This is a genomic window from Micromonospora sp. NPDC051196 (assembly GCF_040682415.1).
Taxonomy (GTDB): Bacteria; Actinomycetota; Actinomycetes; order Mycobacteriales; family Micromonosporaceae; genus Micromonospora.
Genome location: NZ_JBFBAY010000001.1, coordinates 847,224 through 859,117, shown reverse-complemented (window position 1 = coordinate 859,117; position 11,894 = coordinate 847,224). Strand labels below are relative to the sequence as shown.

The following is an 11,894-nucleotide window of genomic DNA, read 5'->3' as shown; positions in this document are numbered from 1 at the left end:
CCGGCCCGCAGCGTGCCGCGCGGGATGGTTCAGCCGCGCAGCGTGGCGCGGGGTCGAGGCTGGCAGCGCGGGCAGCTGTACGACGACCGGTTCATGAACGCTTCCCGGCGGATCGGCGCCCCGCACCGTCGGCAGGGCTGCCCCTCCCGGCCGTAGACGTTCAGTGACCGGTCGAAGTAGCCGCTCTCACCGTTGACGTTGACATACAGCGCGTCGAAGCTGGTCCCGCCCGCCGTGATCGCCTCGCCCAGGACGTCGCGTACGTGGCCGAGCAACCGTCGCACGGCCGGGCCGGTCAACGCGTCGGTGGGCCGGGTGCCGTGCAGTCCGGCCCGCCACAGCGCCTCGTCGGCGTAGATGTTGCCCACTCCGGAGATCAACGTCTGGTCGAGCAGGGCGCGCTTGACCTCGGTGCGCCTGCGGCGCAGCGCGGTGCCGAACTCCGCGTCGGAGAACTGCGGATCCAGCGGGTCCCGGGCGATGTGGGCGATCTCCGAGGGCAGCGTCGCGCCGCCCTCGCTGACCGACAGCCCACCGAACGTACGCTGGTCGACGAAGCGCAGCTCAGGGCCCTCGTCGGTGAAGCGGAAGCGGACCCGCAGGTGCGTCTCGTCCGGGGCGGCGGCCGGTTGCAGCAGCAGTTGCCCGGACATCCCGAGGTGCCCGATCACCGCGTCACCGCTGTCCAGCGGCAGCCAGAGATACTTGCCGCGCCGGCACACGTCGAGCACCGTCCGACCGGCCAGCACGTCGGCGAAGTGGACACCGCCGGCCACGTGCCGCCGGACCGCCCGCGGGTGGCGTACCTCGACCGAGTCGATCCGTCGGCCGGTGACCCAGCGGGCCAGACCCTGCCGGACGGTCTCCACCTCGGGCAGCTCAGGCACGGGGCGCCTGCACCTCGGGCTGGCCGGCGTCCGCGACGACACGCCCGTCAACGGCCGCGATCTCCACCGGATCGATGGCCACCCCGGCCACCGACGGCTGGTCGTCCGCCGTCTGCTCAGCCCGGTCAGCATCGGCATCGGCTTCGGCCTGCGCGGTCAGCATCCGCCAGGCCGACTCCGCGGCCCGTTGCTCGGCCTCCTTCTTGCTGCGCCCGTCGGCGCCGCCGTAGCGGTTACCGGCGACCACCACCCAGGCGGTGAAGGTCTTCAGGTGGTCCGGTCCGGCGCCCTCGATCCGGTACTCGGGCACACCGAGACCGAGCGCGGCGGTCAGCTCCTGAAGGCTGGTCTTCCAGTCCAGCGCGGCGCCCCGACCAGCCGATTCGGCCATCAGCGGGTCGAACAGCCGGTGAATGACCATGGCGGCGGTGTCCAACCCGTACTGGAGGTAGATCGCGCCGAGCAGCGCCTCCAGGGTGTCGGCGAGGATGCTCGCCTTGTCCCGGCCGCCGGTGGTCTCCTCGCCCTTACCCAGCAGCAGGTACGGGCCGAGCCCGTCCGGGCCCAGACCGCGGGCCACGTCGGCGAGGGCCCGCATGTTCACCACGCTGGCCCGCAACTTGGCCAACTGTCCCTCGGGCAGATCCGGGTGGTTGTGGAAGAGCGCGGTGGTGATCACCACGCCGAGTACCGAGTCGCCGAGGAACTCCAGCCGTTCGTTGGTGGGCAGACCACCGTTCTCGTACGCGTACGAGCGGTGGGTCAGGGCCCGCTCCAGCAGGTCCGGGTCGAGTGACACGCCGAACGCTGCTTCGAGGTGGCCGATGGAGGGCCGCCGTCGCTTGTCGTTGCTCATGATGTGCGTACCTCGGTGTCGGTGCGATCGGTGCGGTCGGCGGCAAGCAGCTCGGCGACCCGGTCAGTGGCAGTTCGCCGCCAAAGGTGGGCGGCCAGCGCGATGCCGGAAGCGATGTCGGCCGGGCGGGCGGCGCCGTGACAGACCACCACAGTGCCGGCTACCCCGAGCAGGGCGGCCGCCCGGGGCGCGCCCCCGTCGGGCGGTGGCCCGCCAGCCATGGCGTACGCGCCCTCGACCGCCTTCAGCAGCACGTTACCGGTGAACCCGTCGGTGACCACCACATCGGCACGCGCGCCGAGGCAGACGTCGTACCCCTCCACCAGGCCCACGTACCGGGCGTCACCGGGCAGTTCCGTAGCGCGCAGCGCCGGATCCGCCAGCCGGCGGGACCGGTCGCCCTTACCGGGTTCGGTGCCCACCGAGAGCAGTCCGACTCGGGGGGCGGCGAGGCCGTGGGCGATGGCGGCGTACGCGGCGCCGAGCACGGCGTGCCGGGCCAGGGTCGCCGGACTCGGTTCCATCGAGCCGCCGACGTCGAGCAGTACGACCGGCCCGGAGATGCCGGGCAGCGTGGCGGCCAGTGCCGGCCGTCGGATCTGCGGCCAGCGGCCGAGGCCGAGAGCGGCGGCGGTGACGGTGGCGCCGGTGGACCCGGCGGAGACCATCGCGTCGGCCTGGCCGGCCCGGATCGCGGCGACGGCCGCCCGGACCGTGGTCTCGGCGCGGGCCGCGGTGAGATCGTCGGTCAGGTCGACGGCGGTGCGCGCCGGTCGGAGCGTGACCCGGGCCCGTTGGGCCGGTTCGAGGGCGTCGACCAGCACGCCGGCTGCCTTGGTCGGGCCGACGAGCAGAAGGTGCAGATCGGGGTCGGCGCGCACCGCCCGTAGAGCGCCGTCCACCACGACGGCGGGAGCGTCGTCCCCGCCGAGGAGGTCAACGGCGATCCGTGCGGTGCCCGGCTCCGTGGCGACGCCGGCCGGGGAGAGCCGGCCGGCGTCGGCGGGAGCAGCGGGCGTTCGCCGGGGTGTGCGCGTCGCCCGACCCGTGGTCGGAGACGTCACGCGGCGTCCGGGTCAGACCTCGAGGACCTGGCGGCCGTTGTAGGTGCCGCAGACGGAGCAGGCGGCGTGCGGCAGCTTGGCGGACTTGCACTGCGGGCAGGCCACGGTCGCGACCGCCGCGGCCTTCCAGTTCGCCCGGCGGGACCGGGTGTTGCTGCGCGACATCTTGCGCTTGGGGACGGCCACGGTTCTTACTCCTCTGTACGGGTCAGTTGCGACAGGCCCGCCCAACGCGGGTCGACCTGCTGGTGGCTGTGGTCCGCCGGCAGATCGTCCCAGTGCACCCCACAGTCGGGGCACAGGCCCGGGCAGTCCTGGCGGCAGAGCGGGTTGGTCGGCAGTGCGAGCACCACCGCGTCCCGCAGCGCCGGTTCCAGGTCGATCAGGTCACCCTGCAATCGACCGACTTCGTCCTCCTCGGTGGTGGCGTCCGTGGTGCTGTTCTCGTACGCGTACAGCTCCTGGATCGTCACCGTCACCGAATCGTCGATCTCGCGTAGGCAGCGACCGCACTCGCCCCGGATCGGACCGCTGACGGTCCCCGATACGAGCACGCCCTCGGACACCGACTCCATCCGCAGATCGAGATCGAGGTCCGCGCCCTCCGGCACGCCGATCAACTCCACGCCGAGGTCCGACGGTGCCTGAACCACCCGTTTGACGGTACGCAACGCACCAGGTCGGCGCGGCAGCTCCCTCGTGTCGAGGACCAGCGGCGACCTGGGGTCGAGTGAAGTAGGTGAGTGCTTGGGCATAGTTAGACTCCGGCCGGTGAGAGGCCGACAAGCGAGGTTACCTGGACAGGCACTCGAACGTCGAACCGGGGGCGGCCCCGGGCTGGCAGCGGGGCCGGCGGCGATCTACGGCGCCGCTCGCAGTCGGCGCAGCTGGGCGGGTGGAGGCGCCGCTCAGAACGGTAGTGGCCGCTCTGCCTCCTCGCCACCGAAGGTGCCGATCTCCCGCAGCGCGTGCATCTTGTCCCGCCCACGCTCGATGGAGGCCAGGGCCCGGGTGAGGAACTGCTCGAAGTTGGCCAGCGCGGTGTCGACGTAGTCGTCGACCTCCTCGCGCAGGCGCTGCGCCTCGGCCCGAGCCTCGGCGATGATCCGGGCGCCTTCGTGCTCGGCGGAGACGGTGATCTCGTTCACCGAGACCAGCCGGGCGTGCTCCGCCTCACCCTCACTGATGATCCGGTCGGCCTCCCGCTTGCCGGCCTCCATGATCTTGTCGCGCTCCTCCAGGAGCACGGCGGCCCGGCGCAGGTCAGCCGGCAGCTCGGCGCGCAGCTCGTCGAGAGCGGCAATCATCTCGCCCCGATCGACCATGCAGTTGTTGCGCGACATCGGGACGGAGCGCGCCTGCTCCACCATGGCAATCAGTTCCTCGATGCGGTCGAGCGGGTCCACCGGCACCTCACTCCTGTCGTTGGTCAGACCGACCTACATCATGCGGGCTAACGCCAGTTTCCCGCTTCATCCAATGATGTCGTCCCCCACCCCACCCAACCGCCACCCCCTCCCCCGGCGAGTCGCCCTCCACCCCGCCCCCGACACTCGCCGATCTTGCACTTTCTGCCTCAACAAAGGCCGCACAAGCGAACAAACCGGCGACCAGAACTGCAAGATCGACGCGGAGAAGGGCGGGGAGGGTGGGGAGGGTGGGGGAGGGAGGGGGTGGGGTGGGGTTAGGTTGGGGGGGTTAGGCGGGATTTGAGGGCTTCGCGGACTAGGTCGGGGACGTGGGGGGTGACGTCTCCGCCCCACTTGGCCACGTCCTTGACGAGACTGGAGGAGAGGAAGGAGTAGAGCGGGTTCGTGGGCATGAACAGGGTCTCGACACCGGCCAGGCCGATGTTCATCTGGGCCATCTGCAACTCGTAGTCGAAGTCGCTGACCGCCCGGATGCCCTTGATCAGTACGCTCGCCCCCTGCGCTCGGCAGAAGTCCACCAGCAGCCCACGGAACGACTCCACCCGGACGTTGTCGTAGGAGGCGGTGACCTCGCGGAGCATGGCTATGCGCTCCTCGACAGTGAACAGACCGGTCTTCGACTGGTTGATCAGTACGCCGACGATCACCTCGTCGAACAGCCGGCTCGCCCGACCGACGATGTCGAGGTGACCGTTGGTCACCGGGTCGAACGAGCCGGGGCACACCGCACGTCTCATGATCGGCGACCGTACCAAAGAGTGGTCTCGCCGTACCGACGACTGCGCTGACCGGTGATCCCCTCCACCCAGTCGACCGACCCGCTGCGGGTGGACCGCTCCACCACCACCATGGCCTCCGGGGCCAGCCAGCCACCGTCGACCAACGCGGTGAGCACGGCCCGCACCCCGTCGTCCGGCAACGCGTACGGCGGGTCGGCGAAGACGACGTCGTACGGGTCGCCGTCCGGCCCGGCCGCCAGGACGGTGCTCACCTTGCCGGTGACCAGTCGAGCGGCTGGCGCCGCGCGCAGGATGGCCATGTTCTCCCGGATCACCCGGGCGGCACGGGCGTCGGATTCGACCAGCAGCACGTGCCGCGCCCCTCGGGACAGCGCCTCAAGGCCGACCGCACCCGAACCCGCGTACAGGTCGGCGAAGCGCGCCCCGGCCAGGTCGATCTCCGCCTGCACGGAGCTGAAGAGTGCCTCGCGTACCCGGTCGGAGGTGGGTCGGGTGCCGGCACCCGGCGGTACGGCGATCCGCCGGCCACCGAGGCTGCCCGCCACGATCCGGGTCATCGCCCACCCCCCGGCATGCCATCGAGCCCGCACCCACGCATCCCGTCGAGCCAGCGCCCACGCATCGTGCCGAGCCGGCACCCGCGCATGCCGTCGAGCCTGCTTCTGCTCATGGCGCCGACGCTACGCGACGGAGGGCCGGCCCCCGCAACGAACCACACCGCCCGAAAGCGACCCAGATCGATCACATCCGATGCACCGCGCCCCGGATACATCACTCAACGTGGATCAACTGTCTCAGGTTAATAACATCATCCTTAGTGAAGGCTGAGAGCTGTATCGATACTGACGATCTCGCTAGGGTCTGCCGCGGTACCGGCTCATCGATGGCCGGGCCCACGGCACGGGAGGCACCCGCGCCCGGCGCGGCACAGCTCCGCCAGCGCCGTCCGTCTCTCCCGCGCCGTTACGTCGGGGGCGGTGGAACGGTCTGGAGAAGCATGGCCGCCAGGCGTCAGCCCTTTTCCAGGTACTCGGCGCGATCGGCGTCGACCAGGGCCGCCACCGAGGCGGCCAGCGCCGGCTGCCGGGCCAGCTCCGGATCCTGTTCGACCATCGTGATCGCCTCCGCCCGGGCGTCCCGGATCAGATCGGCGTCGCGCAGCAACGACAGCAGTCGCAGGTGGGACCGACGCCCGGACTGGGCGGCACCCAGCACGTCACCCTCGCGCCGCTGCTCCAGATCCAGCTCGGCGAGCTTGAAGCCGTCGGTGGTGGAGGCGACGGCGTCCAGCCGCTCCCGTGCGCTCGTGCCCTCGGTCGCCTCGGTCACCAGCAGACAGAGCCCGGGTGCACTCCCCCGGCCCACCCGGCCGCGCAGTTGGTGCAGTTGGGAGACGCCGAACCGGTCGGCGTCCAGCACCACCATCATGGTCGCGTTGGGTACGTCCACGCCGACCTCGACGACCGTGGTGGCCACCAGCACGTCCAGCTCACCTGCGGCGAACGAGCGCATCACCGCGTCCTTCTCGTCGGCGGGCAGCCGGCCGTGCAGCACGCCGATGCGCAGACCGTGCAGTGGCCCCTCGGCCAGCAGCGGCGCGACCTCGGTCACCGCCAGCGGTGGGCGCCGACCCGTGTCGTCGGCTGTCGGCGGTTCCTCGTCTGCTCCGGCGGTGGAGTCGCCGATGCGCGGGCAGACCACGTACGCCTGGTGGCCGGCGGCTACCTCCTCGCGCAGCCGACGCCAGGCCCGGTCCAGGAAGGCCGGTTTCTCAGCGGCCGGCACCACGTGCGAGGCGATCGGTGACCGGCCCCGAGGCAGTTGGGAGAGGGTGGAGATCTCCAGGTCGCCGTAGACCGTCATGGCGACCGTACGCGGGATCGGCGTGGCGGTCATGACCAGCACGTGCGGGGGCTGCTCCGCCTTGGCCCGCAGCGCGTCGCGCTGCTCCACCCCGAACCGGTGCTGCTCGTCGACCACCACCAGACCGAGGTCGGCGAAGTCGACCCCTTCGTACAGCAGGGCGTGGGTGCCCAGCACGATGCCGGCGGCGCCGCTGGCGACCTCGGCCAACGCCCGTCGTCGGGCCGCCGCGCCGAGCGAGCCGGTGACCAACTCGACCCGGGTGGCGTGCTCGGCGGCGCCCAGCTCACCGGCCTGGGCGAGCGGGCCGAGCAGATCGAGCATGCCTCGGTAGTGCTGGGCGGCGAGCACCTCGGTCGGGGCGAGCAGCGCGGCCTGCCCGCCCGCGTCGACCACCTGGAGCATGGCGCGCAGGGCCACCACGGTCTTGCCGGAGCCGACCTCACCCTGCAACAGCCGGTGCATCGGATGGCCGGTGGCCAGGTCGGCGGCGATCTCGACACCGACGTCACGCTGGCCGCCGGTCAGCTCGTACGGCAGCCGGGCGTCGAACGCGTCCAACAGGCCACCCTCGCGAGCCGGCCGAGCCCGTGCGGGTGAGGCGGCGGCCTGATGCTTACGCTGCACCAGCGTCACCTGCACGGCGAACGCCTCGTCCCACTTCAGCCGCCGACGGGCCCGGTACAGCTCCTCCCGGCTGGACGGCCGGTGGATCTCCCGCAACGCGCTGCCCAGGCCGACCAGGTTCCGGCTGGCCCGTACGCCCGCCGGCAGCGGATCCTCCGGTGGCGCCACGGTGTCCAGCACCACCCGTACGCAGCGGGCGATCACCCAGGTCGGTACGGCCGCGGCGGCCGGGTAGACCGGGATGAGCGCCCCGGCGAACTCCTCGATCTGCTCGCTGGCTGCCGCCTCACCGTCGGTCTGGTCGCCGAGCAGGACGTACTCCGGCCCGTTGAGCTGCCGCTTGCCCCGGAAGTCGGTGACCTTGCCGGCGAACATCCCCCACCGGCCGGGCCGCAGTTCCCGCTCGCGCCACGCCTGGTTACCGAAGAAGGTGAGGGTGAGGGTGCCGCCGGAGTCGTCGCCGACGGTCACCTCCAGCAGGTTGCCCCGGCGCTGGCGCATCGGGCGTACGGCGGTGCGCTGCACCTGGGCCAGCACGGTGACCTGCTCCCCGACGTCGAGCGCGCGGATGTCGGTGTGCTCGCCACGCTCGTCGTAGCGGCGCGGGAAGTGGTAGATCAGATCACCGGCGGTGTGCAGGTCGAGGTGGCTGGCGAGCGCCTTGGCGGTCTTCTCGCCGACCAACTTCTTCAGCGGCGTGTCGACGGTGGATGCCTCTGCGGTCATTCGACACCTACCAGCAACGGATAGCGTGGCTGCCCGCCCGGATAGGCCTGCACCTCGACGAACGGCCAGCGTCGCGCGATGTGTGTGCACACCGCGTCGGTGAGCTCGTCCGGCGCGTCGGCTCCGACGAGCAGGGTGACCAGTTCACCGCCGCCACCCAGCATCCCGTCGACCAGGGCGACGCAGGTGTCGATCAGATCGGCGCCGATCAGGTGCACCTCCCCCTCGACCAGGGCCAGCACGTCGCCGGCGTGGCAGGGGCCGGCGACGGTGAGCGCGTCGCGCCCGGCATGACAGACCTCGGCGTACCGGCAGGCCCCGGCTGCCTCGGCCATCGCGATCACGTCGTCCTCGAAGTGGCGGCGTGGATCGCGTACGGCGAGGGCGGCCAGCGCCTGCACCGGCGATCGGGTGGGTACCACGCTGACCTTGACGCCCACCCGCTGCGCCTCCTCGGCGACCTGGTTCGCCACCGCCTGCGCGTCCGGGTCGTTGGGCAACACCACCACCCGGGCCGCCCCGGTACTGAGCACTGCCTCCAGCAGTTCACCGGTGGAGGGGTTGCCGGGCACCACGACCGCGCCCTCTGCGGTGAGCAGTTCGGCGATCCCGGCACCGGCGGCGACCACCACGGCGGCCCGACCGTCGGGCGCCGGGACGGGTGCCGGCGCCCGCTGGTCGGCGAAGCGGGTCACCGAGATCTGGTACGGGCGACCGGCCACCACGCCCGCCTCGATCGCCGCGCCGACATCGTTGACGTGCACGTGCACCTGCCAGGTGCCCTCGTCGCCGACCACCACCAGGGAGTCACCGAGCGCGTCCAGCGTGTCACGCATCCGACGGACCGTCTCAGGCTCGGCGTCGAGCAGGAACTGCACCTCGTAGGCGTACTCCGGGGAGCCGGTCTCCCGGGCCGCCGTGGCCGCCGGCGGGACGCTCCGGGCCGCACCGGCCGCTGGCGGCACGGCCTCGACGACCGGTACGGGTCGCTGCGGGCTCTCGCCGGTGATCACCTCGACCAGGGCGTCCAGCAGCAGGCACAGCCCTCGCCCGCCGGCGTCGACCACGCCGGCGCGGGCCAGCGCGGGCAACTGCTCGGGCGTACGCGCCAGGGCTTGTGCCGCGGCGCCCGCCGCTGCCCGGGCGACGACTCGCAGCTGCTCGCTGTCGGCCCGCTCGGCCGCACCGGCGGCGGCGGAGACCACGGAGAGCAGGGTGCCCTCCACCGGCCGGGCGACGGCCGAATATGCGGCGGCGGTGGCGGCACGCAGCGCGGCGGCCAACTCCGGGCCCCGTACCGCCGGGGTCGTGGCCAGCGCGTCGGCGAAGCCCCGCAGGATCTGCGACAGGATGACGCCGGAGTTGCCCCGGGCGCCGAGCAGTGCCCCCCGGGCCATCAGCCGCAACGCGTGCCCGTGCGCGGTCGAGGTGCCGTCGGCGACGGTGTCGAGGTCCATCGTCAGCGCCTGCTGCGCCGAGGTGAGCGTCAGCACCAGATTGGTGCCGGTGTCGCCGTCTGGCACGGGAAAGACGTTCAGATCGTCGATCTCTCCCTGATGCCGCTTCAACGCGGCCAGCCCGCTGGCGCACCAGCGGCGCACGGCGGCGGCATCGAGGGTGTCCAGCACGCTGGGAAGCCTACTGGCGTACGCTGACAGTCGCCGGAGGGCCGGGCGTGTCCCGGGCCGTTCGACGACCAGCGGGTGTCCGTCGTAGCCTGTTCCGTACCCCCTCACCCGAGCGCGGCCGCGGAAGCCGAGCCCGGTTGGGCGTGGCCTTCCACCATCGGGTAACCTGGCCAGGTTGCCCGGGCAGCGCCTGGCGGCGACCTCATGAACGTTTCAATCCCAGGAGTATCCCGTGGCTAGCGTGTGCGACGTCTGTGGCAAGGGACCGGGCTTCGGCCACAACGTGTCCCACTCGCACCGGCGGACCAACCGCCGCTGGAACCCGAACATCCAGTCGGTGCGTACCCCGGCCGGTGGCGGCACGACCAAGAAGCTGAAGGTCTGCACGTCCTGCATCAAGGCGGGCAAGGTCACCCGCGCCTGACGCGGTAGCACCGGTACCCAAGAACTGCACTGCCGGCGGGCCCCACTGGGACCCGCCGGCATTTCGCGTCCTCATACGGACGTGCTCGTTAAAAGGGGGCCCTTCCTCTACCGGAGGCGTTAAGAAGGGGCCCTTCCTTTCAAGCTCAGAGGGTGCGACCGAAGGACAGGCAGCCGGGCTCGTCGGCGTAGTAGCCGAAGTTGGGGATGCGCTCGTAGCCGGCCGAGGTGTACATCGCGATCGCCTCGGGCTGCCGGTCGCCGCACTCCAGGATGATCCGCTTGCGGCCCTGCTCACGGGCGGAGCGTTCGATGGCGGCCAGCACCGTACGGGCCACCCCGCGTCCACGGGCCTGCGGTGCGGTGTACATCCGCTTCAACTCGGCCGTGTCGCCGTCGCTGCCGTGGCTGCGCCAACCGCCGCAGCCGACCGGCTGCCCGTCGAGATGCGCGACCAGGAAGCTGCCGTGCGGCGGCGTGAACTCGCCGGCGTCGACCGGCGTCTCGTCGCCGTTGCCGCCGTACCGGGCGCCCAGGTCGGCCAACGCGGAGGTGATCAGCCGCTGGGCCACGGGTGAGTCGAACGGCACCGCGTGGATCTCGATTTCCTGCACGAATGAAGCGTACGACCGCAGCGGCCCATCACCCCCGCCGACCTGGGCCGGCCGCGTACGGCAGTGACCGACCCCTCACTCAGCGGAAATGGTCCCAGCCGGTCGGGCCGTCGAACGGACGGCCCTCCACCGTCACGCCACGACCCTCGGCGACCCGGCCGACCGGGCGCCACTCGTCGGGCAGCACCGTCTCCGGCGGGAAGGTCGCGGCCAGCGCGTGGTCGTCGCCACCGGCCAGCAACCAGGCGTACGGGTCGACGCCGAGTGCCTGACCCGCGTCGCGCATCTGCGGCGGCACCTCGAAGGCGTCCCGGCTCAGGTCGATGGCCACCCCGCTGGCCTTCGCCACGTGTCCGAGATCGGCCAGCAGCCCGTCCGAGACGTCGATCATGGCGGTGGCGCCGAGCCGGGCGGCCAGCGGACCGGCCGCGTACGGCACCTCCGGTCGCCGGTACGCCTCGACCAGCAGTCGGGGCGTACGGAATCCACGGGAGAGCACGGTGAACCCGGCCGCCGCGTAACCGGTGCGCCCGGCCAAGGCCACCAGGTCGCCGGCTCGGGCGCCGGCTCGGGTGACCGGCGACCGGCCGGCCAGATCGCCCAGCGCGGTGACCGCGATGGTCAGGGTGGGACTGGCCGACATGTCCCCACCGACCACGCTGGCACCGACCCCGGCCGCCTCGGCACCGAGCCCGTCGGCGAGTTGCTCGACCCAGCCGGTCTCGACGTCGACCGGCACGCAGAGCGCCACCAGCAGGGCCGTCGGGTCCGCCCCCATCGCCACCACGTCGGCGAGGTTGGCCGCCGCCGCCCGGCGGCCGATATCGTGCGCCCCGGCCCAGTCCCGGCGGAAGTGCCGCCCGTCCACCAGTACGTCGGTCGAGGCGACGACCCGGGCATCCGGCGCGGCGACCACCGCCGCGTCGTCACCGGGGCCGAGCAGCACCGTCGACCCGTACGACAACCGGGCGGTGACCCGGTCGATCAGGCCGAACTCCCCGACCCCCGCGACACTCACGCCGCCGCTCCGCTACGC

Annotated in this window: 13 protein-coding genes; 1 reads left to right on the top strand and 12 read right to left on the bottom strand. The window is 72.1% G+C overall.

What is annotated here, in order from left to right:
* Positions 1–29 precede the first annotated feature (29 nt).
* The 10 genes from mutM to AB0M35_RS03910 form a co-directional block, all read right to left on the bottom strand.
* A complete protein-coding gene (mutM, locus tag AB0M35_RS03955) occupies positions 30–887 on the bottom strand; it encodes a bifunctional DNA-formamidopyrimidine glycosylase/DNA-(apurinic or apyrimidinic site) lyase (RefSeq protein WP_363741109.1) in 858 nt (285 codons plus the stop codon).
* Positions 880–1,743, bottom strand: coding sequence for a ribonuclease III (gene rnc / locus AB0M35_RS03950; RefSeq protein WP_363741107.1), 864 nt, complete (start codon positions 1,741–1,743; stop codon positions 880–882). Before rnc ends, mutM begins: the two co-directional genes overlap by 8 nt.
* The gene (locus AB0M35_RS03945) at positions 1,740–2,690 is read right to left on the bottom strand and encodes a phosphate acyltransferase PlsX (RefSeq protein ID WP_363741908.1); all 951 of its coding nucleotides are present in this window, start codon (positions 2,688–2,690) and stop codon (positions 1,740–1,742) included. Before AB0M35_RS03945 ends, rnc begins: the two co-directional genes overlap by 4 nt.
* A 129-nt stretch (positions 2,691–2,819) precedes the next feature.
* Complete coding sequence (gene rpmF / locus AB0M35_RS03940) at positions 2,820–2,993, bottom strand: 50S ribosomal protein L32 (RefSeq protein WP_091435485.1); 174 nt, start codon at positions 2,991–2,993, stop codon at positions 2,820–2,822.
* Positions 2,994–2,998: 5 nt separating this feature from the next.
* A complete protein-coding gene (locus AB0M35_RS03935; protein WP_363741105.1) occupies positions 2,999–3,562 on the bottom strand; it encodes a YceD family protein in 564 nt (187 codons plus the stop codon).
* A 153-nt stretch (positions 3,563–3,715) separates the two neighbouring features.
* Positions 3,716–4,213, bottom strand: coding sequence for a hypothetical protein (locus AB0M35_RS03930; RefSeq protein ID WP_363741103.1), 498 nt, complete (start codon positions 4,211–4,213; stop codon positions 3,716–3,718).
* Between the two features lie 278 nt (positions 4,214–4,491).
* A complete protein-coding gene (gene coaD / locus AB0M35_RS03925) occupies positions 4,492–4,974 on the bottom strand; it encodes a pantetheine-phosphate adenylyltransferase (protein WP_363741101.1) in 483 nt (160 codons plus the stop codon).
* Complete coding sequence (gene rsmD, locus AB0M35_RS03920; RefSeq protein ID WP_363741099.1) at positions 4,971–5,534, bottom strand: 16S rRNA (guanine(966)-N(2))-methyltransferase RsmD; 564 nt, start codon at positions 5,532–5,534, stop codon at positions 4,971–4,973. The genes coaD and rsmD overlap by 4 nt, the downstream gene beginning before the upstream one ends.
* A 454-nt stretch (positions 5,535–5,988) precedes the next feature.
* Entirely contained in the window at positions 5,989–8,193 is a 2,205-nt protein-coding gene (gene recG, locus AB0M35_RS03915) for an ATP-dependent DNA helicase RecG (protein WP_363741097.1), read from the bottom strand.
* A complete protein-coding gene (locus AB0M35_RS03910; protein ID WP_363741095.1) occupies positions 8,190–9,821 on the bottom strand; it encodes a DAK2 domain-containing protein in 1,632 nt (543 codons plus the stop codon). The genes recG and AB0M35_RS03910 overlap by 4 nt, the downstream gene beginning before the upstream one ends.
* Before the next feature lie 232 nt (positions 9,822–10,053).
* Between AB0M35_RS03910 and rpmB the strand changes: the two genes are divergently transcribed.
* The gene (gene rpmB / locus AB0M35_RS03905; protein ID WP_007075181.1) at positions 10,054–10,245 is read left to right on the top strand and encodes a 50S ribosomal protein L28; all 192 of its coding nucleotides are present in this window, start codon (positions 10,054–10,056) and stop codon (positions 10,243–10,245) included.
* Positions 10,246–10,390: 145 nt separating this feature from the next.
* Here rpmB and AB0M35_RS03900 read toward each other — a convergent pair whose 3' ends face one another.
* Both AB0M35_RS03900 and AB0M35_RS03895 read right to left on the bottom strand, forming a co-directional pair.
* A complete protein-coding gene (locus AB0M35_RS03900; RefSeq protein WP_363741093.1) occupies positions 10,391–10,858 on the bottom strand; it encodes a GNAT family N-acetyltransferase in 468 nt (155 codons plus the stop codon).
* Positions 10,859–10,937: 79 nt separating this feature from the next.
* On the bottom strand, positions 10,938–11,876 hold the full coding sequence (locus AB0M35_RS03895; protein ID WP_363741091.1) for a thiamine-phosphate kinase: 939 nt from the start codon (positions 11,874–11,876) through the stop codon (positions 10,938–10,940).
* Between the last annotated feature and the right edge of the window lie 18 nt (positions 11,877–11,894).